This is a genomic window from Baekduia sp. (assembly GCF_035996765.1).
Taxonomy (GTDB): Bacteria; Actinomycetota; Thermoleophilia; order Solirubrobacterales; family Solirubrobacteraceae; genus Baekduia.
The window spans coordinates 54,975-81,644 of record NZ_DASYJG010000028.1 but is presented as its reverse complement, the minus strand read 5'-3'; the positions used below and the strand labels follow the sequence as shown (position 1 = coordinate 81,644).

General features: G+C 71.8%; 23 protein-coding genes. 10 read left to right on the top strand and 13 right to left on the bottom strand.

The genetic code is table 11. The features are described 5' to 3' along the window. From VGO10_RS06325 to VGO10_RS06315, 3 genes are all read right to left on the bottom strand, one after another. Positions 1–848 (bottom strand): NAD(P)/FAD-dependent oxidoreductase (locus VGO10_RS06325; protein ID WP_327466314.1); only part of this gene is annotated, 848 nt, incomplete at its 3' end. Continuing rightward, positions 838–2,424, bottom strand: coding sequence for a GMC family oxidoreductase (locus tag VGO10_RS06320; RefSeq protein ID WP_327466312.1), 1,587 nt, complete (start codon positions 2,422–2,424; stop codon positions 838–840). The genes VGO10_RS06325 and VGO10_RS06320, both read right to left, overlap by 11 nt. Then, the gene (locus VGO10_RS06315; protein ID WP_327466310.1) at positions 2,421–4,322 is read right to left on the bottom strand and encodes a glycoside hydrolase family 15 protein; all 1,902 of its coding nucleotides are present in this window, start codon (positions 4,320–4,322) and stop codon (positions 2,421–2,423) included. The genes VGO10_RS06320 and VGO10_RS06315 overlap by 4 nt, the downstream gene beginning before the upstream one ends. A gap of 112 nt (positions 4,323–4,434) precedes the next feature. On the opposite strand from VGO10_RS06315, the gene VGO10_RS06310 reads away from it, so the two are divergent. Then, positions 4,435–6,300 carry a S53 family peptidase gene (locus VGO10_RS06310; protein WP_327466308.1) on the top strand — a complete coding sequence of 622 codons (1,866 nt, stop codon included), beginning with the start codon at positions 4,435–4,437 and terminating at the stop codon, positions 6,298–6,300. Between the two features lie 12 nt (positions 6,301–6,312). On the opposite strand, the gene VGO10_RS06305 is transcribed toward VGO10_RS06310, so the two are convergent. Both VGO10_RS06305 and VGO10_RS06300 read right to left on the bottom strand, forming a co-directional pair. Further along, complete coding sequence (locus VGO10_RS06305) at positions 6,313–6,690, bottom strand: hypothetical protein (protein ID WP_327466306.1); 378 nt, start codon at positions 6,688–6,690, stop codon at positions 6,313–6,315. Between the two features lie 4 nt (positions 6,691–6,694). Beyond that, complete coding sequence (locus VGO10_RS06300; RefSeq protein WP_327466304.1) at positions 6,695–7,054, bottom strand: hypothetical protein; 360 nt, start codon at positions 7,052–7,054, stop codon at positions 6,695–6,697. Positions 7,055–7,252: 198 nt separating this feature from the next. Here VGO10_RS06300 and VGO10_RS06295 point away from each other — a divergent pair, with 198 nt between their 5' ends. From VGO10_RS06295 to VGO10_RS06285, 3 genes are all read left to right on the top strand, one after another. Continuing rightward, positions 7,253–9,385, top strand: a complete 2,133-nt coding sequence (locus tag VGO10_RS06295) for a LuxR C-terminal-related transcriptional regulator (protein WP_327466302.1) — start codon at positions 7,253–7,255, stop codon at positions 9,383–9,385. Positions 9,386–9,506: 121 nt separating this feature from the next. After that, the gene (locus VGO10_RS06290) at positions 9,507–11,303 is read left to right on the top strand and encodes a sensor histidine kinase (RefSeq protein ID WP_327466300.1); all 1,797 of its coding nucleotides are present in this window, start codon (positions 9,507–9,509) and stop codon (positions 11,301–11,303) included. A 41-nt stretch (positions 11,304–11,344) separates the two neighbouring features. After that, positions 11,345–12,100 (top strand): PAS domain-containing protein, encoded by a 756-nt coding sequence (locus tag VGO10_RS06285; protein ID WP_327466298.1) that lies wholly within the window; start codon positions 11,345–11,347, stop codon positions 12,098–12,100. On the opposite strand, the gene VGO10_RS06280 is transcribed toward VGO10_RS06285, so the two are convergent. Continuing rightward, positions 12,079–12,417 (bottom strand): hypothetical protein, encoded by a 339-nt coding sequence (locus VGO10_RS06280; protein WP_327466296.1) that lies wholly within the window; start codon positions 12,415–12,417, stop codon positions 12,079–12,081. The genes VGO10_RS06285 and VGO10_RS06280 overlap by 22 nt on opposite strands. A gap of 120 nt (positions 12,418–12,537) precedes the next feature. Here VGO10_RS06280 and VGO10_RS06275 point away from each other — a divergent pair, with 120 nt between their 5' ends. Then, positions 12,538–13,218 carry a hypothetical protein gene (locus tag VGO10_RS06275; protein ID WP_327466294.1) on the top strand — a complete coding sequence of 227 codons (681 nt, stop codon included), beginning with the start codon at positions 12,538–12,540 and terminating at the stop codon, positions 13,216–13,218. A 75-nt stretch (positions 13,219–13,293) separates the two neighbouring features. Here the strand turns inward: VGO10_RS06275 and VGO10_RS06270 are convergent, their stop codons facing one another. Continuing rightward, on the bottom strand, positions 13,294–14,331 hold the full coding sequence (locus tag VGO10_RS06270; RefSeq protein ID WP_327466292.1) for a hypothetical protein: 1,038 nt from the start codon (positions 14,329–14,331) through the stop codon (positions 13,294–13,296). 202 nt (positions 14,332–14,533) lie between these two features. Between VGO10_RS06270 and VGO10_RS06265 the strand changes: the two genes are divergently transcribed. After that, positions 14,534–14,782, top strand: coding sequence for a hypothetical protein (locus VGO10_RS06265; protein WP_327466290.1), 249 nt, complete (start codon positions 14,534–14,536; stop codon positions 14,780–14,782). Positions 14,783–14,790: 8 nt separating this feature from the next. Here VGO10_RS06265 and VGO10_RS06260 read toward each other — a convergent pair whose 3' ends face one another. Continuing rightward, positions 14,791–15,837 carry an aldo/keto reductase gene (locus VGO10_RS06260; protein WP_327466288.1) on the bottom strand — a complete coding sequence of 349 codons (1,047 nt, stop codon included), beginning with the start codon at positions 15,835–15,837 and terminating at the stop codon, positions 14,791–14,793. Between the two features lie 133 nt (positions 15,838–15,970). Here VGO10_RS06260 and VGO10_RS06255 point away from each other — a divergent pair, with 133 nt between their 5' ends. After that, positions 15,971–16,966: a hypothetical protein gene (locus VGO10_RS06255; RefSeq protein ID WP_327466286.1), complete on the top strand. Its 996-nt coding sequence runs from the start codon at positions 15,971–15,973 to the stop codon at positions 16,964–16,966. A gap of 8 nt (positions 16,967–16,974) precedes the next feature. Here the strand turns inward: VGO10_RS06255 and VGO10_RS06250 are convergent, their stop codons facing one another. Next, complete coding sequence (locus VGO10_RS06250; protein ID WP_327466284.1) at positions 16,975–17,325, bottom strand: nucleotide pyrophosphohydrolase; 351 nt, start codon at positions 17,323–17,325, stop codon at positions 16,975–16,977. Between the two features lie 84 nt (positions 17,326–17,409). On the opposite strand from VGO10_RS06250, the gene VGO10_RS06245 reads away from it, so the two are divergent. Together VGO10_RS06245 and VGO10_RS06240 are read left to right on the top strand one after the other, a co-directional pair. Next, positions 17,410–17,817, top strand: coding sequence for a VOC family protein (locus VGO10_RS06245; RefSeq protein ID WP_327466282.1), 408 nt, complete (start codon positions 17,410–17,412; stop codon positions 17,815–17,817). 28 nt (positions 17,818–17,845) lie between these two features. After that, positions 17,846–18,703, top strand: a complete 858-nt coding sequence (locus VGO10_RS06240; RefSeq protein ID WP_327466279.1) for a DUF5069 domain-containing protein — start codon at positions 17,846–17,848, stop codon at positions 18,701–18,703. Between the two features lie 28 nt (positions 18,704–18,731). Here the strand turns inward: VGO10_RS06240 and wzy are convergent, their stop codons facing one another. From wzy to VGO10_RS06225, 3 genes are read right to left on the bottom strand one after another with little or no spacing between them, the layout of a single operon-like run. Beyond that, positions 18,732–22,130 (bottom strand): O-antigen polysaccharide polymerase Wzy, encoded by a 3,399-nt coding sequence (wzy, locus tag VGO10_RS06235; RefSeq protein ID WP_327466277.1) that lies wholly within the window; start codon positions 22,128–22,130, stop codon positions 18,732–18,734. A 23-nt stretch (positions 22,131–22,153) separates the two neighbouring features. Next, complete coding sequence (locus tag VGO10_RS06230; RefSeq protein ID WP_327466274.1) at positions 22,154–23,023, bottom strand: hypothetical protein; 870 nt, start codon at positions 23,021–23,023, stop codon at positions 22,154–22,156. Further along, a complete protein-coding gene (locus VGO10_RS06225) occupies positions 23,014–24,531 on the bottom strand; it encodes a lipopolysaccharide biosynthesis protein (RefSeq protein ID WP_327466272.1) in 1,518 nt (505 codons plus the stop codon). Before VGO10_RS06225 ends, VGO10_RS06230 begins: the two co-directional genes overlap by 10 nt. Here VGO10_RS06225 and VGO10_RS06220 point away from each other — a divergent pair. Beyond that, positions 24,530–25,510 (top strand): methyltransferase domain-containing protein, encoded by a 981-nt coding sequence (locus tag VGO10_RS06220; protein WP_327466270.1) that lies wholly within the window; start codon positions 24,530–24,532, stop codon positions 25,508–25,510. The two genes, VGO10_RS06225 and VGO10_RS06220, sit on opposite strands and share 2 nt — an antisense overlap. Here the strand turns inward: VGO10_RS06220 and VGO10_RS06215 are convergent. Then, entirely contained in the window at positions 25,459–26,655 is a 1,197-nt protein-coding gene (locus tag VGO10_RS06215) for a glycosyltransferase family 4 protein (protein ID WP_327466268.1), read from the bottom strand. The genes VGO10_RS06220 and VGO10_RS06215 overlap by 52 nt on opposite strands. Between the last annotated feature and the right edge of the window lie 15 nt (positions 26,656–26,670).

Here is a 26,670-nt window from a genome sequence, read left to right as displayed (position 1 = left end):
CGTCCCACGTCGAGGCCGCCGTCGGCCGCGATGGCTGCGCCCTTGAGGCCGCCACCCCAGACCACGCAGCGGGTGGCGACCGTCGTGCCGTCAGACAGGAGCGCGTGGCCGGTGCCAACCTCCTTGACGCCGGTGCCGAGGTGAAGCTCGACCCGCTTCTCGGTCAACACCTTGGAGACGTAGCCGTGAGCCTTGTCGGAGAACGGCTTGAGCAGCGCGTCACCGTAGTCGAGCAGGTGGACGTGCGCCGCGCCGGCGTCGAGGTCGCGATACTCGGCCGGCACGGTCACATTGATCATGTCGGCCAGCGCTCCGGCCACCTCCACACCAGTTGGGCCACCGCCGACGACGACGAAGTTCAGCGCGCCTCGCTGCACGAGGCTTGGGTCCCGGTCGACCTGCTCGAACAGACCCAAGACGCGTGACCGCAGCCGGTTGGCGTCGTCGAGTGAGTACAGCGGGAAGGAGTTGCCGCTGGCGCCTGGCGTACCGAAGAAGTTCGGCTGTGAACCGGCGGCCAGCACGAGCGCGTCGCCGCTCCAGGTCTGACCGTCAGCGGCGGTCACCGTCCGTGAGGCGAGGTCCACGCCCGTTATCTCGGCCAGCTTGACGTCGACGTTCTTGCTGTCGGCGAACACGGTGCGCAGCGACTGCGCGATGTCGCTCGGGGCGATCTGCGAAGTGGCCACCTGGTAGAGCATCGGCTGGAACTGGTGGTAGTTGTTGCGGTCGATCAGCGTCACGCGGACGTCGTCGCGGCCGGCCAGCCGGCGGGCGCAGCCGACACCGGCGAAGCCGCCGCCCACGACGACGACGTGCCAGCGCGGGTCGCCGATCTCACGCGACATGAGCGCGCTCGGCGCGGCGCTCGGACACGCCCAGCCGCTCCAGCAGGTGGTCGCCGACGCGCACGGCGTTGGCCATCGCCGTCAGCGCCGGGTTGACGGCGCCGATGCTCGGGAAGAAGCTCGTGTCGACGACGTAGAGGTTGTCGACCTCGTGCGCGCGGCAGTCGGTGGTCAGGACCGACGTCGCGGGATCGGTGCCGAACCGGCACGTCCCGGCCTGGTGGGCGCACCCGGCCACCGGGATCTCGTTCTTGAGGTAGGCGTGGCGGGGGAGCAGGTGGTCGTGGTGCATCCCGAGGTGCTTGAGCATCGACTTCAGCTCGTGCAGCAGCCGCTGCTTGGGCACGTCGTTGCTCGGCGCGTAGCGCAGCGCGACGCTGCCGTCCTCGCGCAGCGTCACGCGGTTGTCGGGCCGTGGCAGGTCCTCGGTCGACAGCCAGAAGTCGACGGCGTGGCGGGCGACGTGGTCGAGGGTCCACTCGGGCGCGAGCCTGGTCTGCAGCGGCTTCTCGCCGCGGTACATCTCGGCCGACGACTTGCCGACCATCTGGATGTTGCCCAGGGGGAAGTCGATGTCCTTGGTCGCGAAGTAATAGGTGTTGACCCCGAGGGTCTTCTGGAACACCGTCGGGTTGGGCTCCTTGGACAGCGCAAGGACCGCCTGGCTGTTGTGGAACATGTAGTTGCGTCCGACCTGGTCGGAGCCGTTGGCCAGGCCGCGCGGATGGCGGTCGCTGGCCGAGGCGAGCAGGAGCTTGGCGCTGTTGGCCGCGCCACACGCCACGACGACGAGGTCGCCGGTCATCGTCTCGCGGCGGCCGTTGTGCTCGACCACGACGCCGGTGACGGTGGTGCCGCGCTCGTCGGTCTCCAGGCGCAGCGCGCGGGCGCCGGTCAGCAGCGTCACGTTGTCGTGCTCGAGCGCCGGGCGCACGCCGAGGACCTCGGCGTCGGACTTGGCGTGCACCAGGCACGGGAAGCCGTCGCAGGTCGAGCAGCGCACGCAGGCGCTGTAGGGCCTGTTGCGCTCGTCGAGCATGACGCCGCACGGCGCGTGGAACGGCACGTGGCCGGCCGCCTCGAGGTCGTCGGAGAGCTGCTGGATCCGGGGCTCGTGCGAGACCGCGGGGTGGGGGTAGGGGGCGCTGGCCGGCGGCTCGGTCGGGTCCTCGCCGCGTGCGCCGTGGACGTTGTACAGATGTTCCGCGCGCGTGTAATACGGCTCGAGCTCGTCGTAGGAGATCGGCCAGGCCGGAGAGATCCCGTCGTGGTGGCGCACCTCGCCGAAGTCCTCGGCCCGCAGGCGGTACAGCGCTGCGCCGTAGAGCTTGGTCGCGCCGCCGACGAAGTAGTGGACCTGTGGCTGGAAGGGCCGGTCGCGCTCGTCGTACCACGTGTCCTGCGACACGTAGCGGTTGTCGACGAACACGTCGTGGCTCTGCCAGTTCTGCGGCTCGCGGGCCAACCAGTCGCCCCGCTCCAGCAGCAGGATGCGCTTGCCGGACGCGGCGAGCTGGCGGACGAGCGTCCCGCCGCCCGCGCCGCTGCCGATCACGATCACGTCGTAGGAGCTCATCGCAGCTCGTCCACGCGCTCGCCGACGATGATCTGCGCCGCGGCCTCGATCAGCGCCAGGTGCGAGAACGCCTGTGGGAAGTTGCCGAGGTGCCGGCCGGTGTCGGCGTCGAACTCCTCGGCGTACAGGCCGAGCGGAGAGGCGACGCGCAGCAGGCGCTCCATCAGGTCCCGTGCCCGCTGGCGCTCGCCGACGATCGCCAGCGCGGACACGAGCCAGAACGAGCAGATCAGGAACGTGCCCTCCTTGCCCGACAGGCCGTCGTCGGTCTCGCCGGTCTTGTAGCGCAGGGCGAAGCCGTGCTCGGTCAGATCGCTCTCGATCGCCAGGACGCTCGCGCGCAGCCGCTCGTCGCCGGGGGGTAAGAACCCGAAGATGGCGGCCAGCAGGGTGGAGGCGTCCAGCGCGTCGGTGTCGTAGTGCTGGCGCAACACGCCGTCGGCGGTCAGGCCGTGCTCCAAGATGTCGGCCTTGATCTCGTCGGCGGTCGCCCGCCAGGTCACGGTCAGCTCGGGGTCGCCGCGGATCTCGGCGAGCTTGGCGGCGCGGTCCATCGCGACCCAGCACATCAACTTGGACGAGACGTAGTGCTGCGGCGCGCCGCGCGCCTCCCAGATCCCCTGGTCGGGCTCGCGCCAGACGCGGATGGCGCCCTCGGCCTGAGCCTGGACGACCGGCCACAGCCGCCGCGGCAGCCGCGCGCTGCGGCGCGTGTGCAGCAGGATCGAGTCCAGCGCCGCGCCGAAGACGTCGTTCTGGCGCTGGTCGAACGCGCCGTTGCCGATGCGGACCGGACGCGCGCCGGCATAGCCCGACAGCTCGTCGCGGGTGGTCTCGGTGAGGTCGCGGCGACCGTCGATCCCGTACATGATCTGCAGCGAGCCGTCCTCGTTGCACGCCAGGTCGCCGATGAACTGCATGAACTCGTCGGCCTCCCAGTCGAGGTTGAGCCAGTGCAGCGCCTGCAGCGTGAACGTCGAATCGCGGATCCAGGTGTAGCGGTAGTCCCAGTTGCGCTCGCCGCCGGGCGTCTCGGGCAGCGAGGTGGTGCTCGCGGCGACGGTCGCGCCCGTCGGCATGTAGGTCAGGCCCTTGATCGCCAGCGCCGAGCGCTGGATGTAGGGGCGCCATGCGTGGTCGGGGACCCGGGCGCGCTCGAGCCACGTGCGCCAGAACTTCTGCGTCGTCTCCAGGCGCGCGTGCGCGTCGTCGCCGTCGACGGGCGAGGCCAGCCCTGCCGCCCACGACAGCGAGCAGAAGATCCGGTCGCCGGCCGACAGCACGTGGCGGGCGCGGACGCGGTCGCCCTCGATGCCGAGCGCCATGTCGGTGGAGAGGCGGATCGTCAGGCCGGCGCCGGTGGCGTCGGCCTGGTGGCGATCCTCGTCGGCGAGCGTCCACTCCGCGGGCACGCGCCCGTAGTCGAAGACCGGCTCGCAGACCAGCTCCACCTCGGCGGTGCCGTCGATGCACTCGATCGTGCGCACAAGCAGGTGCTCGGCGTCGTCGTCGGTCGGCGGTCGCGTGTGCGGGGTGATGGTGTCCTCGTGCAAGCGTGGCCCCATCGTCAGCGCGTCGCGCACGACGAGCCAGCCGCCCGGCACGTGCCACGTGGTGACGAGCGTGTTGGTCCCGGGCTCGTACTCGCGCGACGAGGGCACGTTGATCCCGAACGGGCCGAGCCGGAAGAAGCCCGCCTCGCGATCGAGCAGCGTGCCGAAGATGCTCGGCGCGTCGAAGCTCGGCACGCACAGCCAGTCGATCGCGCCGTCGGGCGCGACGAGCGCGCTCGTGTGGCAGTCCGACAGGAACGCGTACTCCGCGATGGGAGGAAACGGTGAGGGTGCGGCAGCGCTCTGTGGTGCTGCGTCGGACTTCGGGGTCACTGCACTCGCCATCGTGGTCTGCCTTTCGCGGGTCGCTTGCCGGAGTGTGCGTGGCAGCCACCCGTGCTCGCATCACCCGTTTGGGACGATGCCGCCGTGGGGCGCTCGGTGGTCGCATCCCTGGATGCACCGCTCCCTCCTCTCCGTCCGGAGCGCCGTCGTCGGCGTCGCCGGCCTCCTCGCCGTCGCTCTGCCGGCCCCAGCGCCGGCCGCCTCGTCACCCAAGGTCGACTACGGGCCGATCTCGCACCAGGGACTGGCGAGCGCGGGGCCGGCGTCAAACGCGCTGAAGCTCACGCTGCAGCTCGGGCTGATCGCGAACCAGTCCGGGTTGCAGTCGGCGGTCAAGGCGGCGAGCAACCCGGCGTCGTCCTCCTATGGCAAGTACCCGTCGCTGTCGACGCTGGCCTCGTCTTACGGCGCGTCGTCGTCCAAGCGCAACGCCGTCGCGAACGCGTTCAAGCGCTACGGGGTCACCGCGAAGGCCGACGTGACCCATCTGCGCATGAGCGCGACGATCTCGATCGGCAACGCGGAGCACCTGTTCGGGACCTCGTGGACGCAGTACCGCACGGGGACCGCGGGCCAGTTCGTCGTGCTGCCGACGCACACGCCCAAGCTCCCCAGCGGGTTGGCCGGCAACGTCGACACGATCGCCGGCATGCGCCTGACCGTCTCCCAGCAGGCGACGTCGTCCCGTGAGCCTGGCCCGCCCGTCGGGCCGGTGGCCCATCAGGCGCAGGCCGCCGCCTTCGGTGGGACGCCGACGCGGACCGGCACGCCCGCGACCGGCTGCCTGGCGAGCCAGTACCCGTTGCAGGCCGCCGGGACGGCCGGGCTCATGCCCAACCAGATCTTGTCGGCCTACGGGATCGCCCCGCTGCAGGCCTCGGGCCTGCTGGGCCAGGGCGTCCGGCTGGCCATCGTCGGCGAGGCGCCGACGCCGGCGGCCGACGTCAACGCCTACCGGTCGTGCTTCGGCGTGCAGGGAACGGCGCTGGCCATCCACGGCGCCGGCGCGATCCAGCCGATCCTCGAGAGCTCGCTCGACGCGATGATCGCCTCCACGGTGGCGCCGCAGCTCGCGGGCTTCGACTTGTGGGTCTCGCCGCTGAGCGAGAGCGCCGACGACGGCGACGTGCTCGGCTTCCTGACGATGCTCGCCGCACCGCTGCAGGCGACGGCGAGCGGGCACCCGCTGCCCGACGTGGTGTCGGTCTCCTATGGCGAGTGCGAGTCCACGGTCGCGCCGTACACGGCGTCGCGCACGATCGTCGAGCGCGAGCTCACGGCGATGGCCGCGCTGGGCATCACCGTGGTGGTGGCCGCGGGCGACACCGGCTCGTCGGCGTGCGCCCGTGGTGTTCCCGCCGGCCAGTTGACCAGCGCCGAGAAGCAGCCGCAGGCGTCGTGGCCGGCGACCTCGCCCTGGGTCCTGGCCGTCGGCGGCACGAACCTCACGCTCGACGCGTCCAACGCGATCGCGTCCAGCGGGCCGTGGAACGACACCGTCTACGCCGCGCCGTACACCGCGACCGCCGGCGGCGGGGGCGGGCAGAGCACGCTCAACGCCCGGCCGTGGTGGCAGACGGGCACGGCGAGCAAGCGCCGCGTCCCGGACGTCGCCGCCTTCGGCGATGCTGCGCCGGGCTACCCGATCATCTGCTCGTCGGGCGTGCAGAAGTGCGGGCCGGGGGCCCAGAGCGTCGCGTTCGTCGGCGGCACGAGCGCCGCGACGCCGCTGGTGGCCGGGATGATCGCCCTGTGGACGCAGCAGGCCCGGGCCCAGGGCCTCCCGCGCCTCGGCTTCGTCGCGCCGCTGCTCTACCTGCTCTCCCAACGCTCGCCGGGCGCGTTCCTCGACATCACGCAGGGCACCAACGCGCTGTTCGGCGGGTCGTGCTGCGCGGCGGGCGGCGGCTACGACATGGCGACCGGGCTCGGCTCGCCGCGCGCCGACCAGATCGCCGGGCTGCTCGCGACGCGTTAGCGAGTCAGGCCATCAGGCGAGCGTCACGAGGTTCACGCCGAGGCACAGGCTGCACAGCAGCGCCACGCCGAACAGCGGGAGCTGCACGCCGAGGATCCCGGCCTCGAGCTCCTCGATCCCCTGCAGGTCGGCGCTGACCGAGCGGTCGTCTGACAGCAGGCGCTCGGCGCCCCAGAGGCCGGCGACGATCCCGAGGACGGCCAGCCCGACCGCCATCCACCCGGTCCACAGCGGACCGTCGAGGATGATGAACAGCGCCACGAACACGAGGCCGCCGATCGCGGCGACGGCCTGCAGGGCCAGGCCCGGGGCGCCCGACAGGGCGCCGAGCGCCACCGGCATCGCCAGCAGCGCGATCACGATCCACACCATCAACGCAACCCATTCCATGGCGCTAGCCCCGGAGGCCCTGGAACAGGCTGCGTCCCAGAACCCAGGTCACGAGGTCGAAGAGTAGGGCCAGCCCGACGCAGATCCACTCCCAGCCGAAGACGCCGTCTGACGTCAGGGCCCACATCAACGCGTACACCATGGTCGTCCACGGCAACACGAGGAAGCCGACGACCTGGATGACCCAGCTGTCGTGAAACGCGTCGTCCATGAAGCGGCCGAAGATCCAGAACCCCAGCAGGCAGAGCCGCGGCCAGAACAACGAGCTGACGAAGAAGAACCAGCCGTACCAGTGGGTCACCAGCTCGTCGGACTGCGACCGGGGCACGTTGGCCGTGAGCGGCGTCATCGGGTTCGTCGGCATGGTCCCGGAAGGCTGGCGCCGCGCCCCCGGACGGACATCATCCGTTCCGGATGAGATCCGTCTCCATGGTGGTGCCGGCCTCCCCGCCGCGCGCTGGTCGGCCCCCTTGCCCGGCCACGTCCGGCTCAAGACAGTGGAGCGTGCCCCTTCCCCCACGGATTCAAGGTGCTCGTGTCTGGACCGTCCTCTGCTCTGCTGGTGCCCGCCGTCGTCGAGCCGCCCCGGCCCGTCACCTTCCTGGCCGTCCCGCGGCCACCGGTGCCCAAGCGCGTCGAGCCGCGCGCGCGCCTGGTGCGCCGGCTGCTGGCCACCGTCGAGACGCGTGCGGTGGTGCTGAGCGCCCCGGCCGGCTATGGCAAGACGGCGCTGCTGGAGGCGTGGGCGGCCGCGGAGCCCCGGCCCGTCGTCTGGGTCGGCGCCGGCCGCAAGGACGACGCGGTGGCTCTCGGCGTCACGGAGCTCGAGGCGGCGGTCGACGACCTGCGTGCCGCGGCCGCGCCCGCCGTGCTCATCGTCGACGACGCCGACGTGGCTGGCGGCACCATCGCCGTGCGGGCCCTTGACGCGGCCGAGCGTGGGCTGCCCGCCTGCGTCACGCTCGTGCTCTCCGGCCGCTGCGCCCCGCCCGAGGCGCTCGGACGGCTGCGGTCGGCCTGGCCGCTGCTCGAGCTGGGCGCCGACGACCTGGCGATGACCCACAACGAGGCGGCGGCGCTGCTCGCGGCGGCGGGCGTGGAGCTCGATGGCCGGGCCGTGGCCACGCTGATGACCCGGACGGAGGGCTGGCCCTCCGGTCTGCGGCTCGCGACCGTGGCGCTGAGCGCCCAGGCCGACGTCGACGCCGCCGTGGCCGGCTTCGGCGGCGGCGACCGTGTCGTCGCCGACTACCTCCGGGGCGAGGTCCTGTCGGAGGTGGTTCCCGAGCGCCTGGAGTTCCTGACCGACACGGCCGTCCTCGACACGCTTTCGGGACCCGTGTGCGACGCCGTGCTCGAGCGCCACGACTCGGGTCAGCTGTTGTTCGACCTTGGCCGCTCGGCGGCGCCGGTGCGGTCGACCGATCGCAGCGAAGAGCACTTCCGGCTGCATCCGCTCGTGGCCGACATGCTGCGGACCGAGCTGCACCGCGCGGATCCGGAGCGGGAACGCGCGCTGCACGCGCGCGCGGCGACGTACTACGAGGAGGCCGGCCAGTTCGCGACGGCGATCGACCACGCGATCGCCGGCGAGGACTACGACCGGGCGGCGCAGCTGCTGTGGGAGGTCGCGCCGAGCGCGCTGTTCGACGGCCGCTCCCACGAGCTGCGGACGTGGTTGGCCCACATCGGAGACGCGCAGATCGGACGCCGGCCCGCGCTGGCGTTGACCGCCGCGCTGACCGCCCTGGTCGACGGCGATCGGGACCAGGTCGAGCGCTGGGTGGCGGCGGCCCGCCGCGGGACCGACGCCTCCGACGTCTCGTCGCTGGCTGCCGCCGCATCGCTCCTGCGCGCCGCGGTCGCGCCCGGCGACGCGGCGGCCCTGCGCGATCGCGCTGCCGAGGCGATGGCCGTGATCCCCGAGGGCAGCTCGTGGCGTGCGGTCTGCTGTCTGCTGCGAGGGGTGGCCCACGGCCTGCTCGGCGATGAGCAAGCGGCGCAGTGCGACCTCGAGGAGGGCATCCGCCACGGCGCCGTGGTGATGCCGGCGATCGAGGCGCTGTGCTTGGCCCAGCTGGCCCTCCACGCCCTGCTCGAAGGCGATGCCGACGAGGGGGCGGTGCTGGCCGAGCGGGCCCGGACGCGCATCGACGCGCGTGGCCTCGCCGAGCCGATGGTGCGCGGGCTCGTCTGCGCGGTGTCGGCGTTCGCCCGCGCCCACCGGGGACGGGTGGAGGAGGCGCGCGCCGATGCAGCCGAAGCCTGGGGGATCTTCGGCACGCACGAGGGGCTCATGCCGTGGTACGACACCCAGGGTCGTCTCGCCCTCGCTCGTGCGCAGCTGCGCCTCAGCGACGTCACCGCGGCGCGGGTTCTCACCGCCGCGGCGGCGCGCGGCGCAGCGCGCATCCCTGACGCCGTGCGGCTGCGCGCGTGGATCGATGACGCTTGGGGCCGTGCCGACACGTTCGCCGTCCAGGCCCTTGCCGGGCCAGGTTCGCTCACGACGGCCGAGCTCCGGGTGCTGCGGTTCCTGCCGAGCCACCTGTCGTTCCGCGAGATCGCTGAGCGCCTGCAGGTGTCGGCCAACACCGTCAAGACGCAGGCCCACGCGGCGTATCGCAAGCTCGATGCGTCGTCGCGCTCGACCGCGGTGACGCGGGCCCGCGTCATCGGGCTGCTCGATCCGTGAGCGATTCACCCGCATAGGGGGATAGACGGGGCCGCGAGTCGGTCGTAGCGTCGGAATCGTGACGACGATGCGCCCCGGGTCCCGTGACAGGGGCCGGCCCGTGCGGGGGCCTTGGCCTCCGGTGTCGCCGCTCGGGCTGTCGGCGCTGATCTTGGCTGGGGCACTTGCCTCGGGGGCCGCCGTCGCGATCGCGCTCGCCGCTGCGGCCCCGGGCCGCCAGTCGACGGCCGTGCTCCTGCACGGCGCGGTCGTGGCCGTTCCGGTGGCGCTGGGCTGCGCGGCGCTGGCGCGCCGTCCCGCGGATCGCTTCGCGCTGCTCATGGTGCTGGCCGGGCTGCTCTGGTCCACGACCGCGCTGGCGGAGTCGGGCGACGCGGTGCTCTACAGCCTGGGCCGCCTGCTGGCCTGGGGCTCGGACGCGATGGTCCTGCTGCTCCTGCTGACGTTCCCGACCGGGCGGCTGCGCACCGCGCGCGAGCGGCGGCTCATGCAGGCCCTGTTCGTGCTCGTCGTCCTGGGCTTCATGTCCTCGGGGCTGTACGCGAGCGGCTACCCGTTGCCGTCGCCCTACACGTCGTGCCGCGCCGGCTGCCCGGGCAACGCCTTCAACATCGTCTCGTGGAACGGCCTCGAAGGCGTCGTGCGGCCCGTTCGCGAGGCGCTCGCCGTCCTGATCTACGGCGCCGGACTCGTGCTGCTGGTCCAACGCAGCCGGAGATCGGGCCGCCTGCTGTCGGTCGCCCTCGGCCCCGTGGTGGCGATGGCCGCGTTCCGGACGGCGGCGCTCGTCGTCTACTTCGTCGCCCGGCGCGCCGGGGTGTCGGGCGACGCGATCGACGCCATCGGCTGGGTCTACATCGCCTCGCTGCCGCTGATCGCGATCAGCTTCGCCGTCGGGATCGGGCTGCGGCGGCTCCACGTCGCCGGCGTGCTGCGACGGCTGGGGATGCGGCTGAGCGCCCACCCGTCCACGACCGATCTCAGGGACGCGCTCGCCGAGGCCCTGGAAGATCCGACCGTCCGCGTCGTCTACCGCGTCCTCGGCGACGACGACCGCTGGGTGGACGACACGGGGTGGCCGATCGCCGCGCCGGCCGCCGGTGGCGACGTCGGCCTGCTGGAGCTGCGCTCCCAGAACCAGGTCCTCGGCGCGCTGCTCTACGACGTCGGCGCGGGACCGGATCCGGCGCTGGTCGACGCGCTGGCGTCCTTTGCGGTGGTCGTGCTGGAGAACCTGCTCCTGGTCGATCGCCTGCAGACGTCGCTCAACGACCTCTCGGCGTCGCGCGGACGGATCGTGGCGGTCGCCGACGCGTCGCGTCGTGCCATCGAGCGTGACCTCCACGACGGCGCGCAGCAGCGCCTCGTCGGGCTGCGGCTCAAGTTGGCGGTGCAAAGCGACCGGTTGGTCGACAAGGCGCCGGCGGAGTCCGCCGCGCTCCGGCAGCTGGGCGGGGAGGTCGAGGAGGCGATCGACAACATCCGCGAGCTGGCGCTCGGGATCTACCCGTCGCTGCTGGCCGAGCAGGGACTGCCCGAAGCGCTGCGCTCGGCCGCCCGTCGCTCGCCGCTCTGGACGTCCGTGCGGGCCGAGGGCATCGGTCGCTTCCGCCGCGAGGTCGAGAGCACGGTGTACTTCGCCTGCCTGGAGGCGATGCAGAACGCCGTCAAGCATGCTGACGGGGCGACCGCGGTCTCGGTCGTGCTCACCATGGACAACGGCGGCGGCGACGGGCTGGCGTTCGAGGTCTGCGACGACGGGCGCGGGTTCGACCAGGCCGCCGTGCCCGCGGGCAACGGGCTGCTCAACGTGCGCGACCGCGTGGCCGCGATGGGTGGCTCGCTCCGTGTCCAGTCCACGCCGCAGGTCGGCACGGTCGTCGCCGGCGTGTTGCCGGTGCGGGATGAACCGGCGTGAGCGGGTTCGGCGTGCGACGCGGGCGCGAGTCCGATGCTGGCGTGGCGTCCGACGCTTCCAGCCCGGCCGTGCATCCGGAGGTCCTGCGTCACGCGCCGGACGGCATCGCGGTCATCTGCGCGGCGACCGGGACGTTCGTGTACACCAACGACGCGTGGACGAACGCTCTGGGCTACGCCCCCGGCGACCTGGTGGGGCGTCACGTCTCCTCGGTCAACTCCCCGAGCTTTCGCCTGCCGCAGGAGATTGCCGGTGAGATGCTCGATGTTCTTGATCGTGGAGAGATCTGGCGCGGTGAGATCGAGATGCGGCGCCGCGACGGCGTGACCGTCTGGTGGGAGCAGACGGTGGTCCGTTACGACGACGAGCAGGGACGGCCGACATGGATCGTCGTGGGCCGCGAGGCGACCGCGCGACGCGCCACGGCGATCGAGCTGGGCGCCACCGAGCGCCGGTTTCACGCCGCGTTCGACGCGCTGCCGACGGCGGCGGCGATCTGCGACGAGGACGATCGCGTGCTCGCCGTCAACGACGCGCTCGTCGCGCTGACGCGGACGGGGCGGACCGAGCTGCTGGGCCGCAGCCTGGAGGCCGTGCTGCCGCCGCTCGACGTCGACGCGGCGCGCGCGCTGGCGGCCTCCGCACGCTGTGGCGACGTCTCGCGCTACCGCTATGACGCCCAGGTCGCCGGAACTCAGGGGATAGGGGTGACGACCACGGTCGTACGGCACGTCGACGGGCGGTTCCTGGAGGCGGTCGTGCTCGTGGAGCCCGATCAGCCGTCGTCGACGTCGTAGCCGATCGCGAGGGCGAGTCGCGGCGCGACGGCGACGAGCCGCGCGAACCCGATCGCCGGCCCGACGGCCACAAGGGCGCCGACGATCTCGTCGTCGTCGGCACCGGCCGCCCGGGCGAGGTCCACGGCGAGCCGGCACGAGTCGGTGGCGGCGTCGATCGACAACAGCGCCCCGAGCCGGACCAGGCAGTGGGTCTTGAAGTCGAGGCCGACGCAGTCCCTCCGTGAGCCGGGGACGGGGGTGTCCTGCAGCACGATGCGCACGGCCTTCTCGTCGTTGAGCGCGAGGCGCCGGAGCAGGTCTTCGCTGCGCTGCACGGATCCTCCGAGCGGACGCGGGGCGGGTAGGTCCAAGTGACCGTCGCAGGCGCGGGCCAAGCGGGCATCGTCTGAACCGGGTGATGCCCCGCGGCCGCTCCGAGTGCGACGGTCGGCGGCATGGCGCACGCCCACGTGCACGTCCCGCACGAGCTGACCGAGAAGGAGGAGCGCGACGCCACGGTCTCGCGGATGGAGCGGTGGTTCGAGCTCGGCGCGGTCCTGCTGCTCTCGCTCACGACGCTGGCGACGGCGTGGAGCGGCTACCAGGCGGCGCGCTGGTCGGGCGAGCAGTCCCAGCACTACGCCCGCGCGTCGGCGACGCGCATCAAGGCCCAGCAGCAGTCCACGGCGGCGGGCCAGCTGCGCATCGACGACCTCCTGTACTTCAACGGCTGGCTCGACGCCCGCCAGGCGGGCAACACGAAGCTCGCGGCGATCTACGAACGTCGCTTCCGCCCGGCGTTCGTCCCGGCCTACCGCGCCTGGCTCGCGCAGAAGCCGTTCACGAACCCGAACGCGGTCCCCGGCCCGCTCTACATGCCGCAGTACCGGCCGGTCGAGATCGCGATCTCCAAGCGCCTGGACGCGCGGGCCGACGAGCTGTACCAGGAGGGCACCGAGGCCAAGACCAACGACGACAAGTACATCCTGTCGACGGTCTTCTTCGCTGCCGTGCTGTTCTTCGCGGGGATCTCACTGCGCCTGGAATGGCGCCCACTCCGCGGCTTCGTGCTCGGGATGGCGAGCCTGCTGCTGATCAGCGGCCTCGTGTTCGTGGGGAGCCTGCCGGTGGCGTAGGCGCCAAGGGTGCCTGCCTCCCACGCCGGCGATCCGCGCTGGCGCAGTCCCGGAGCAGCTGCGCTGGGCCTTCGCCTAGCTCCAGCGGAACCCCGGCACGCGGGCGCCCGGGATCAAGGGGCTCGGCGGTAGCCCCGCCGTCAGGTCGGGCTGGTTGTAGGGCGATGGCGCGACGTCGTTCGTGGCGTCGGGGTGAAAGAGCGAGGCCAGGAGCTCGATCTGGCCGCGCGCGGTCTCGCGCTCGCCCATGCCACCGCCGTACATGCGCACGCCGGCCTGCTCGCAATGATCGTAGATGTTCAACAACGCGCGCACGCTGCCGATCCGCGATGGCTTGATGTTGACGATCTGCGTCGTGATGTCGGCCGCCGTGGCGATCGGCGCGTCGAAGGAGACACGCGCCGCATGGGGCTTGAGCAACTCGGCCACCTCGGGCAGGTCGTGCGGGTCTTCGAGGATCGCATCCGGGAAGCGCGCGACGACCTCGCGGTACATCGCCACCAGCGCCGCTTCGTCTTCGACCTCGATCCCGTAGCGGCCCTTGAAGTCGATGACGTCGACGGCGCTCGTCGCCGCGACCTGCGCGATGAGCGACGCCGACCACGACGGCTGGGCGTCGAGCTTGAAGCGCAGGGCCGGGTAGCGCTCCAGCCGGCGACCGATCGTGTCAAACGACGGCGGGTCCTCGAGCCCGAGCGAGTTGACGAAGCGCACCGGCCTCGGTGCGCGGCCGAGGGCCTCGGCGAGCGAGAGGCCGTTCTGCGCGAGGGCGAGGTCCAGCGCGGCCGATTCGAACGCCCACCGCCGCAGCCGGCGCGCCATGTCCCACTCCGGCGGCTCGGGCCACAGATCCAGGCCGGCGACGTGGTCGCTGAACGACGCGAGCGTCCACGAGCCCCCCAGCGCCAGCGACGGCGCGAGCGCGAGAAACGCCCCGTCCTCGTCCATCATTTTGCCGCCGACCTCCTCGCCGAGCCCCTCGATCCTTCCATCGCTCAGGTGCAAGATGTAGCGGCCGTGCTCCGGCTCGCCGGGCGGCATCACGCTCTGCCAGCGATGCTCGGCGATGGTCAGGGTGAGGTCGGCGACACGGCTCCAGAGGGACTCGGACATGTCCCCAAGACCATGCCGAAACCAAGAACTCATCGGCATCGCCGCTGCACGCCATGCCAGAGATAGCATCGGCCGGGTGACCGGATCCGAGCGCGCTGTCCCTTCGTGGCTCAACACGCCACCTGACAATCGCTGGGGTTGGGAGAGCGAGGCGGTCGCTTGCGAGCGACTTGATGCAAGGGCGCTCTCGTTCGTCAGACGTTTGCTCGCCGAGTTCGGACGGCACGAGGCGACGGCGGTCTTCGTGCGCAGGCACTCACAGCCCGACGACGTCGTCATCGTCGTCGAGCAAGCCGGGATCGGGCTTGGCATCCAGCTCGACGAGGCGATCGAGGTGGTGGTCGTGTTCGATGAGCAAGACACGCACCGAGAGTTCGGCGACTGGTCTCCGACCGACGATCGCTTTGCGGCGGCGTTTCACTACGTCGTCAGCGAGTACTTCAGTGAGTGAGGAGGCGCTCACGACCCCGCGTGCGCGCGCCGTCGGGCCGCTGGTTCGAGCGCCGGGCTCTGCCAGCCTCCATCGGCCGGGTTGAGGTTGCTGCCGGGCGCGACGATCTCGTCGATGCGGTCGAGCACGTCGTCGCCGAGGACGACGTCGGCCGCGGCGAGCTGGCTCTCGAGGTGCTCCATCGTGCGCGGGCCGATGATCGGCGAGGTCACCGCAGGGTGGTTGAGCACGAAGGCGAGCGCCAATTGGATGAGCGTGATTCCGGTCTCTTCGGCCAGTTGTGCGAGCTGGTCGGCGGCGTCGAGCTTGCGCTGATTGGCAGGCAGCGACAAGTCATAGCGGTTGGTCAGTCGCTGGCGCGCCGCCGAGGTCGGGCCAGCGACGTCGGCGTCTTTGCGGTACCGGCCTGAAAGCCAACCGCCCTGCAGCGGGCTCCAGGGGATGACGGCCATGCCGAACTTCTGGGCCGTGGGCAGGACCTCGTTCTCGATACCGCGCGTCAGGATCGAGTACGGCGGTTGCTCGCTGACGAAGCGCTGCAGGTGGCGGTCACGTGCCACCCACTGCGCCTCGACGATCAGCGACGCCGGGTAGGTCGAGTGGCCGAGGTACCGCACCTTGCCCTGGCGGACGAGATCGCTCAGCGCGCCAAGGGTCTCGTCGAGATCGGTGTCGGGCGTCGGACGGTGGACCTGGTAGAGGTCGATGTAGTCGGTGCCCAGTCGGCGCAGCGAGTGCTCCACCTCCTCGACGATCCAGCGGCGCGACGTGCCGCGGCGATTGGGGTCAGCGTCCTCGCCGACCGGCATGTACAACTTGGTCGCCAGGACGACATCGTCGCGGCGGTCCTTCAGCGCCTTGCCGACGATCTCCTCCGACTCGCCGGCCGAGTAGACGTCGGCGGTGTCAATGAAGTTGATGCCGGCGTCAAGCGCGGCGTGGATGATGCGGATCGACGCGTCGTGGTCAGGCTCGCCCCAGGCGCCGAACATCATCGCGCCGAGACACAGCTTGCTGACCGAGACGCCGGTGCGGCCGAGATTGCGGTGCTCCATGATCGTGCTCCTTTGTACGAGGTGTCAGTAGAGGACTCGTTCCCGTTGCGCTAGCTTCCCCCCACGAAGCGTTCGGAACCTCTCGAAGGCCCCGCTTCATCTCCTGTTTCTTCTACCGAAGGAGATGTACCCCGTGTTCATCACGGATCTGCCTGCCACGGCTCAGAACGTCGTGGCCAATCAGGCGATCACGATCTGCTGCTCGGCTGTCGGTCCCAACTGGGAGCGCGATTTCCAGATCTGCCTCGACAACGGCATGTGGGGGTCGAAGTCAGCCACGGCTGACCGCATGAGCCACCGCGCGGTGTTCGAGGCGATCCAGCCAGGACAGCTCGGCATCGCGGTCCATGGCTTCCATTGGCAGGATCCCGCGAACCCGCCGCGCAATGCGAACGGCGCCGCGTACGGTCCGCGCGCTCCCGAGAAGGTGTTCGGGCACGCGTGCTTCACGCGCTTCGTCCTCTTTGAGGTCGACGGCCGGCCGTACCGCTCCAATCGGCCGGTGTGGAGTCGCGAGGCCGTTGACGAGTGGGATCTCCGCCTGCCGTTCAATCCGCTGCACGTGGCCGAGAACGTCAGGTTGCGGATGGACGAGATCAACCCCGCCGTCCGCGAGGGCATCCGCATGAGCGGCATCTTCGCCTCGATGCCGTATGTGATCTCGCCGGCGCTCGTCGGCATGCCTGGCAACGGGCACGATGGCGGTCTCCTGTACCCCACGACCAAGGCGACCGACGCTGTCGCGGTGAGCTTCGTGCGCGTGGAGGCGTCGCTGCTGCGCAAGAAGCTGCTGGGAGGACGCGAGTCGGCCCCGTGCGCGTTCTGCGGACGCGAGTCGCTGGACCGCGACCTTCACGTCACCCACCTCAAGCAGCGGGCGGTCTGCGGGGAGACCGAGCGTCTGGATCCGAACGTCGCGGTGCTCGGCTGCGTCGCGTGCCATCACGGCTTCGACGCTGGCGTGTTCTTCGTCGACACGAGCGGCAGGATGCGGATGAACCCGTCGGCGCCGACCAGCGAATGGCGCTCGGCGTTCTTTCAGCCGCTGGAGGACCGACCGTTCAGCGCCTGGTCGGCGCCCGTGCAGGCGTACCTGAGCTGGCATCGCACCAACGTCGCCCGGCAGTAGCCAAGCGACTACTCGTCGTCGAGCTCCGTCCACTTGGCGGCGCTGCCCCGAGCCTTCTCTGCGGGGTAGCGCCGCCCGTTGTCTGCGATCTTCCGACGCACGGCGGCCTCGACGTCGATGCCGGTGGCGTTGGCGAAGTTCAAGCACTGGATCAGCACGTCTGCGAGCTCGTCCTCAACCGCCTGCCGGCGGTCGGCGAGCACCTCCGCGCCTCCGGTCTGAGACCACAAGAACAACTCCTGCAACTCGGCGGCCTCCACGGCGATCGCGGCCGACAGGTTCTTCGGGGAGTGGAACTGCAGCCAGTCCCGAGCGTCCCGGAACAGCGCAAGTTGGCGTTGCAGCTCGACGATCGACACGCTGCCTACCGTAACCGCGCTGACGGGCCGGGAACTTTGTCGCCGCCGCCGATGAGTCTCGCCGGCTCGCGTCGTCTGGGGGACATGACCGACACCAAGCAGGCTTCCACCACCCTTTCGAACATCGGCGTCGCCATGTTCACCGTCGCCGACCAGGACGCCGCGATCGCGTTCTACACCGAGAAGCTCGGCTTCGAGCTGCGCAGCGACACGTCCTTCGGCGAGAACGGCGAGATGCGCTGGGTGGAGGTCGCTCCGCCCAGCTCACGCGCCCGTCTGGCGCTCAACCCGCCGATGCGAGACACGCCGGGCGGCGGCGGGATCGGCGTCGAGACCAGCGACGTCCTGGGCGAGCACGCGCGCCTGAAGGCCATCGGTGGCATCGACCTTGACGCCGAGCCGATGCAGACCCCCGGTGCGCCGCTCATGTTCATGCTGCGCGATCCGGACGGCAACACCGTCGTCGTGGTGGAAGCGCCGCCCGCCGCCTAGAAACCTTCCGCGGCTAGCGTAAGCACCGATGCCCCAGCTGCGCGCGATGGATGCGACCCTCGACGGCTACGCCTGGCTGCCGCGGATGATCGACAAGTCGCGCGCGGCGCGGGCGCGCACGCTCGGCGACGGCGTGCACCCGTGCCCGGTGGATCGGCGCTGCCTGGCGCTGCTGGGGATCGACTTCGCGACGTTCAGCGAGGTCGTGGCGCACGCCGCCGACGATGCGGAGGTGCTGGCCGGTCTTCGTGCCGCCGGCATCGCGTCGGCCGAGGCCGCGTGGTTTGATGCCCCGGCGTGGGAGGATGCGCTGGCGGAGATGGTCTGGCGCTCAGACGGCGAGACGATCAGCGACCGCGATGCTCGCAACATCATCATCTTGCATGCCGAGGACGCGGTGACCGTGACTTGGTCGCGGTACTCCAGCGGCGAGCGCGGGCCGGAGCTCCACCTGCACCGTGAGCACACCGACGCGTTCTATGTGCTGACCGGCGCGCTGCGGTTCGCGCTCGGTCCCGAGGGCGAGCGGATCGTTCGAGCGTCGGCCGGAACGCTGGTGTCAGCCCCGCCGGGCGTCGCTCACAGCTTCATGAACGACGAGGCCGACGACGTGACGTGGCTGAACATCCACACGCCGGACGCCGGCTTCGCGGCGTTCCTGCGGGGCGGGCGCGACGGACAGGCGCGGCCGTTTGACTCCTTCGACGTCCCGGCGCAGACCGGCGGCGATGGGGGACGGTCGGCTGACGAGGCGGTTGTCATCGCGCCTGGCGCCGACATGGGTCTGGCGTACGAGGGCCCGGATCTCCGCGTGACCGCTGACCGGTTCCGTGTGGACATCACGGTGCCCGGCGGCGCCGCGCCGGTGTCCTATTGCAGGATCTGAGCGGCGACCCCTGCGCTTGAGATCTTGCTCAGATCGACCGTTGTAGCCGTTCGCTCGTTCCGTCCCCATCCGCCCCGGCGTCGTCCGGCCACGGCGTGAACTCCCGCCCCTCAGCAACCGCCTGCACCTCGAGGCCCGTCTCGTCGAGCAGGTAGTCGTAGCCGATCGGCTGCCAGATGTTGTCGGGGTCGATGCGGCGGTAGCGCTCGCGGCGTGCGGCGCGGTCCTCCGGGTGAAGCATGCGCAAGTGATAGATGTTGAGATCGGCCTGGGGCCAGTCCTCGGGCGGCGGTGGCATCGAGGCCCAGAAGGCGTGGACGCGGCGCTCGTCGAAGTGGTGGTCGGGCGTGCAGCGAAACAGGCAGGCCTTGCGCTTGGTGGCCCAGATGCCGTCGGCGCGGTACTGGTCCGGGCTGCCCCAGAGCTCGCGGAAGTGCAACCACATGGCGTTGGCGCCGGCGTCCTGCGCGCGGCGCAGCTCGACCTCCGCGCGGGCGCGGAAGTCCTGCTCGAGGCGCTCGTCGGCGTCGAGGCCGAGCAGCCAGTCGGCTCCGTGCTTCCAGGCGGCCTCGGTCAGGGCGCGGTGGTTGCGGCCGTCCTCGAGCTCGTCCTGATCGCCATGCGCGACGGTCAGCAGCTCGAGGACCGAGGGCTGCGCGGCCACGAACTCCGCCGATCCGTCGATCGACTGGTCGTCGAGCGCGACGATGCCGTCGACGTGCGGGGCGACGTTGGCGAAGAAGTCGGGCAGGTGGTCCATCTCGTCGCGGAAGGCGACCAGGGCGATGATGCGGGGGCGTTGACGCGACGTGTCGGCCGCCGTTGATCGAGAGGCGACCGTCGCCTTGCGCGCCAGGGCAGGCCGCTCGACGTAGCGCCATGACGCGGCGGCCACGCAGATCGTCAGCACGAACGCGGTGATGGCGATGCCGGCGTCACCGAGCCCGATCGCCTCGGTCAGGATCACCTGCTGGATGACGAACCCGTACAGGTAGATGCCGTAGGAGAGGTCGCCGAACGGCGTCGGCAGCAGGCGGCGCAGCAGCCGGCTGTGGCCGACGGCCAGGACGCCGAGTGCGATCACCACCGCGGCGAGCGTCCGATTGCCCTGGAAGGTCAGCGACCCCCACGTGACCGTCGCCGCAGCGGCGATCGCGATGGCGATCAGCAGCACACGGCGGCGCCGGCCCAGGAGGCCGGCGGCAGCCACCGCGGCGCCGAGCGCGAACGGCACGGCGAACTTGGTGGCGGTGCCCCAGTCCCAGGCGGTGAAGCGCACGGGGGACGCGGCGAAGGCGTGCTGGACGCCGACGACGATCACGCCGGCGGCCACCGCGACCAGGACCGCCACGCGCGGGCGCCGCCCGAGCAGCAGCGTCCACAGCGCGAGCAGCGCGACATAGAAGACCAGCTCGTAGCGCAGGGTGTAGAGCGGCGTGTCGACCACGGGCCAGATCGAGGTGGTGAACACCCCTGGCAGATCGAGCTGGGTGTGCGAGGCGAAGATCGTCGCGTTGCCCAACACGTACTGGTAGCTCGACCAATCGCCGAGGTAGCTCCCGATCCCGACGCGCGTCACGATCATCCCGATCACGAACGTCACGCCGAGGCAGACGAGCAGCCCGGGGTAGATCCGCAGAAAGCGGGAGCGCAAGTAGCGGCGCGGGCTCGATGAGCGCTGCAGGCTGGACGTCACCAAGAAACCGCTGAGGACGAAGAACGTGATCAGGCCGCCGTCGCCAAGCGTGAGCGTCTCTCGCGTTCCCGGGATGAGCACGCTGCCGTGGCCGAGGACCGCGATCTGGTGAAACCAGAAGACGCTGAGCGCGGCCAGCAGGCGCATGGCGTCAAAGGAGTTCTCGCGGTGCCCGCGGGCATCGCCGCCGGCAGCCGCGGCGCGTGCGATCGGGCGGGCGGCCACACCGACGGCCCGCGCCCGCGCCCGCGCCCGCAGCGGCACGCCCACGGCCCGCGGCAGCGCCCGCCACAGCTCCCGCGGCCGCGACGCCGACAGCCCACGGTCCTGCAGCCAACCCGCGACGAAGACCGCCAGCGCCGCCCAGATCGCCCAGCGCAGCGACGTGTAGAGGTCGTTGCGGACGCCGAAGAGCGCGAAGGCGCAGACGGCCCAGACCGCGTAGACGCGCGCCGCGCTGCGTCGGTCCACGGCGCGCCGCCAGCCGCGGCCCAGCAGGAAGCCGAGCAACCCCATGCCGAGCCCGACCCCGGGGAGGCCGAAGTTCAGGAGCAGCTCCGCGATGGTCGAGAACCCCATCGTGTAGCCCTGGCTGGCGTACCGATGCGGGAAGTAGATCTGCGCCCACTCGCGGCCTGGTCGAGGTGCCGTCACGCCGAGCAGGTGCTCGCCCGACGGGATGATCGCCACCAGCGGCATCACGAGCGTCTTGCCGAATTGCAGCTGCTGACCGGCGGGATGTCCCGGCGGCCGTCCCAGCGCGCCGATCGTGCCGCCCACGGTCAGAAAGGTCTGCCCGAGCTCCTGGGGAAGGTCGATGACCGGGTTGACCTTGCGGTCAAACAGCACGCCGGGGACGTCGCCTGGACTGTTCACCAACCCTGAGCGCACGTTCTTGACGATCGTGCCGCCGGCGATCAGCAGCAGCGCGCCGACGAGCATCCACGCGACGCGGATGCGCCCGCCGCGCACGGTCGTGGCCGCCAGCGCGATGGCCACCGCGGTAAACGCGACCCAGCGCGAGCCGAGCGCCGCGGTGACGACGAGCGCGGGCAGCACGATGACCCCGAGGAAGACGAGCCGCCGGCGACCGGAGGGCTCCGCGAGGAGGATCGGGGCGAGCGCGCCCAGGAGCAGGACGATCCCGAGGTTGTAGAGCCGCCGCAGGCCCGAGTCCTGCAGGTAGACCCGGCCGTAGTCGCCGACGTCGTGCAACCCGCTGCTAGCCGCATAGGCCAGGACGAGCAGGCAGCCGGCGATCGCGATCGCCCAGATCAGCCGTCCGGGGCGGTGGTCGAGCAAGGGGCGCCCGCCGCGCGCGGGCGCGGTCGGCTCGCGGCCCAATCCGGCCTGCACGCCGCCGACGATCGCCAGGACCCCGACCAGCGAGGCGAAGAACGCGCCGGAGGTCGCCGTCGGCACGAAGCCGAGGTAGAGCGCCTTGCGCCCGGCGGAGGCGAGGCCGAGGAAGTACATCGGCCAGAAGGCGAAGTGCCAGGTCGCGACCGCGATCGCCACCAGCACCGGCGGTTCGAGCACCCAGCGGCCGTGGGCCCGGCGGCGCGACCAGACCAGCTGCCCCACCGCGAGGATCGCCAGCGCGGTGGCGAAGCCGCCGATCCACAGCCGGCCGTCGCTGGGGCTGTCCACGATCGCCCAGAGCACCGAGACGGCAGCTGCGGCCCACAGCAGTGGGCGCCCGGAGCGCGCTCGCCCCAAGCGATCGCTCACTGATCGCAAACGTTGACGGAATCTCATGGAAGCGGCCGGTAGAAGCGCTTGTTCGACAGTGAACCGTTCCGGCGCTGGCGCCAGCCGCGGACCACGGCGCGCACGCTTAGCGGCACGCGGCGGCGGCTTGACCGGAGCTCGTGGCCGCGGCCCTCGCGCCAGCGCGCCGCGTAGTCGCTCTGCTGTGGCGGTTCGGCAAACGGGTCCTCGTGATGAACGAGCTTCTCGGCCTGCACCAGCAGCATCATCGGGCGTCGGCCGGTCAGCGTCACCCGTTCGGCCACGGCGTCGGGGTCGACGACGGCGACCGCGCGCCGGGCCGGGCGCAGCTCGATACCGGGGTAGACGGCCTCGACGAGCGCGACGTGGTTGGCGCGAAACCCGCGTTCGGCAACGAAGACGCGGTGCATGAGCTCCGGGCTCAGCTGGTAGAAGCCGTGGCCGCAGAGGTTGTTGGCCGGCGTCGACAGGAACAGGCTGCCGCCCACGCGCAGCATGCCCATGTAGGCGCGCAGCGCGGCTGGGACGTCGAAGACGTGCTCGAGCGTCCCGCCATCGATGACCGCGTCAAAGCGCTGCGTGAGCTCGGCCGGAAGCGGGCGGTTGAGGTCGTGCAGGACCGTCGCGCCCTCGTAGTCGGAGGCATCGAGGACATCCAGCTGGATCACGCCGAGGGCCTCGCGCAGGAACGCGTCCGCGTACGCGCCGTACGGCCTGTCCGCCCATGGACCCAGAACGTCGGGACCGAACTCGTCGGCCAGCGCGCGCACATCGCGACGATGCAGCGCCAGCACCTGACGGCCGATCGTCACGACTTCCTGCAGCGGCCGGGAGGGCGGGCTCGCGTACCGCGCGCGCAGCAGCGGGCGGACGTCGTGATAGGTCAGCGCCATCGGCCGCCAGGATCGCAGCCGGCCGCGCTCCGGCGCCACGCGGTGCCGAGTTGCGCCGGCATCAGGCCGGCCAGGCGCAGGCCGCCGAGGTACAGGCCGAGCGCGGGGAGGAGGCCGACGGCGGCGGCCACCGGGCCGAGCGCCAGGAGCCCGCCGAGCACCACGATCGCCGGTGCCAGCGCGACGAGCAGCCGCAAGCCGGCGGCCGCGGCACGATCAAGGCCAAAGCCGAAGGTGGCCGAGCAGCCATGCAGCAGCAGGGCGACGAACAGCGCGAAGGCCACGTCGGTCGCCACCGCGGCGACGAGGATCCCGTGCGCGCCGAGCAATGTGACGTCGATCGCCGCGTTGACGGCCAGCGCCGCGCAGCTGGCGACGACGACCAGCCGTCCCGCTCCGGCGTAGGTGGCCGCCAGCGACAGCAGCGGGGCGGCGCCGGCGAGCAGGAGATAGGGGCTGAGCACGAGCAGGACGTCGCCTGACGGCTCATAGCGCGCGCCGAAGATCCGCACCGCGTTGGGCACGATCAGCGCCAACCACACGAGCAGGATCGCGCCCTGCGCAGTGCTGACGACTCGCACGGCGCCGACGAGCGTCGCGCGCGCCCGGGACCGCTCGGCGCGCGCCAGGCGCGGGGCGACCGACAACGCCACCGCGTAGCCGAGATAGCCCGCGACCACCAGCAGGCGGGCCGGCGCCTCGAAGAGCGCCACGTCGCGGGCGCTGCGCAACGCACCGATGAGCAGCACGTCGATCTGGGTGAAGAGCAGGAACGCGCCGTCGGCGACGGCGAGCGTCAGGCCGTAGGCCGCCAGGCTGCGGGCGGTGGCGGCCGATGGCGCGGGCAGCGGCCCGAGTCGCCGTCGCAGCAGGAAGAAGCCGAGTCCGGCGCCGACGAGAAAGCCGACCGCGCGGCCTGACATGGCGGCCGCTGCGGTCCCGCCGGCAACCGCGAAGCCGACCACGGCCAGCGTCTCGATCGCGCTTTCGCCGAGGACGAGGCCCACCATCGCGCGTGTGTCGCCGACGGCGTTCAGCCCGTGGCGGTAGAGCATGAAGATGCTCTGCGCCGCCAGCGCCACGGCGGTCGCACGCAGGACGGCTGCGAGATCGGGATGGTCATAGGCCGCGGCGATCGCGGGAGCGGCGAGCGCGAGCGCGAGCGCTACGGCGATCGAGACGCCGCCCTTGATCGCCAGCCCGGAGCTCGCGGCACGGGCGCGCTCCGCACCGGTGCTCGCGGCCGCGAGCGCGCGCGCCGTCGAGCTGGCCAGGCCCGCGTCGGCCACGACGAAGGCCACCTGGTTGATGGCGAACCCCAGCGCGAAGAGGCCGTACTGCGAGGGCTCGAGCGTCCGCACGAGGACGAGCAGCGCGACGAAGGTGAGCCCAGCGCTGCCGACCAACCCGATCAGCGCGTGCAGCGACCGGCGGGCCGTCGAGCCCGTGCCGGGGCCGAGCTCAGGGCCGACCTCGGGTTCGCTGATGGCCTGGGATGATGGGGGCATGCGAGACACGGCGCTGGTGGAGCTGTTGCGGTGTCCGGAGACCCACCAGCCCCTCGAGCCCCGCGGCGATCGGCTGCAGACGCGCGACGGGCAGCGATCGTATCCGGTGGTCGGTGGCGTCCCGGTCCTGCTGCGCTCTGACAACGTGCTGTTCGACGCCTCGGAGATCGCCGTGCGCCAGGCAGCGGAGGCCGGCGGCCCCGGCGCGGTGCTGCGGCGGACCTTCGCGCAGCTGCGCTCGCGCAACGTCGCGGCGGGCCGCAGCGCGCACCTCGTCCTCGACCAGTTGCGGCCGCAACTCGATCGCGGTGCGCGCCCGCGGTTGCTCGTGGTCGGCGGCCGCGTGGTGGGGCGCGGGATGGCGCCGCTGCTCGACCATCCCGGCCTGGATGTCGTCGAGACCGACGTCGCGCTGGGGCCGAGAACCGGTCTGGTCTGCGACGGCCACGACCTGCCGTTCGCCGATGCGAGCTTCGACGCCGTTGTCTGCCAAGCGGTGCTCGAGCACGTCATCGACCCGCCGCAGGTCGCCGCCGAGATCCGGCGTGTGCTGCGGCCCGGCGGCATCGTGCTCTCAGAGATCCCGTTCCTGCAGGGCGTGCACGAGGGCGCCTATGACTTCACGCGCTACTCGCTGCTCGGCCACCGCCTGCTGTGGCGCGACTTCGAGGAGCTCGACGCGGGCGTCGCATGCGGGCCGGGCATGGCGCTCGGCTGGGCGACGGGCTACTACCTGCGCGCGGTCGCCGGTTCCAGCCGGCCGTTGCGGGCGGTGTTCGGCGCGTTCTCTGCTGTGCTCACCGCGCTGCTGGCGCGCACCGACGGGTGGCTGGCCAAGACGCCGGGCGGGGAGGACGGCGCGTCAAGCACCTACTTCATCGGCCGGCGCGCGGAGGCGGCGGCCAGCGATCGCGAGCTGCTCGCTCGCTACAGCGGCGCGGGTCCGCGCGCGGACTGGTCGGCCAGCAGCTCCTTGTAGAGCGCACGCACCTGGCCGCCGACGGTGTCCCAGTCGAAGTGCGCGCGCCGCCGGGTCCGCGCGGCGGTCGCTCGCTCGCGCGCCGCTTCGCGATCGGTGAGGGCATCGTCGACCGCGCGCGCCAGCGCGCCTGGATCGTCGGGTGGTACGACCAGCGCGTGCACCCCGTCGGTCACCAGCTCCCGGACGCCGCCGACATCGGTGGCGACGATCGGCGTCCCGGCCTCCATGTACTCGAGGACCGCGAGCGGCAGGTTCTCGCCGCGGCTGCAGAGGACCGCCACGTCGGCGGCCGCGACGACCCGCGCGACGTCCTCGCGGCGGCCGAGGAACCGGACCCGGTCGGCGATGCCGAGCGTGGCGGCCAGCGCCTCAAGCTCGTCCTGGGTGCCGCGCGGGCGCTGCGGCGTGCCGCCGCCGAGGAGCAGCAGGCGCAGGTGCGGGCGCGACGGCGCGAGCTCGGCGACCGCGCGGATCAGCACATCTTGGGCCTTCTCGGGACGCAGCATCGCGGCCACGACGACCAGCTCTGCTTGGTCTGGCGCGGCGGCGAGCTCGGCGCGCGTGGCGTCGAGCTCCTCGCGGGTGAACGCGACGGCATGGGCGGCGTTTGGGATCACGTGGATCTTGGCCGCCGGGACGCCCTCGTGCTCAATCAGCGCAGCGCGCGACCAGGCCGACGGGACGACGATCGCGTCGGCCCACGGTCCGGCGATCCAGCGGTTGACGATCGCTTGGGCGCCCCAGCGCCGGACGCCGCCGATCCGGGCAAACGGCGTCTGCTCGTGAGCGACGACGGCCCGTACGCCGCCGAGGGCGCCCAGCGCGGGCGCCCAGAAGTTCGAGCCCCACGAGTGCGAGTGCAGGATGTCGACGTGCTCGCGCCGCAACAACGAGACCAGCGCCCGCCACTCCCAGAAGCGAGCGGTCGACGTGCGGCCCAGCCCGATCCAGCGCACGTCGGCGGCTTCGAGCTCGGCGATCGTCGCGGCGTACTTGGGATGCGTGCGGGCCGACCCATCGAGCCGGGAGCTGACGACGGTGGACCGCACCTCCGGGCCGAGGCGCATCGCGATCTCCATCGCTGCGCGTTCAGCGCCGCCGCCGGTGACGTAGTCGACGAGCGTGACGGCGGCCAGGGGCAAGGCGCCGCCAAGCTA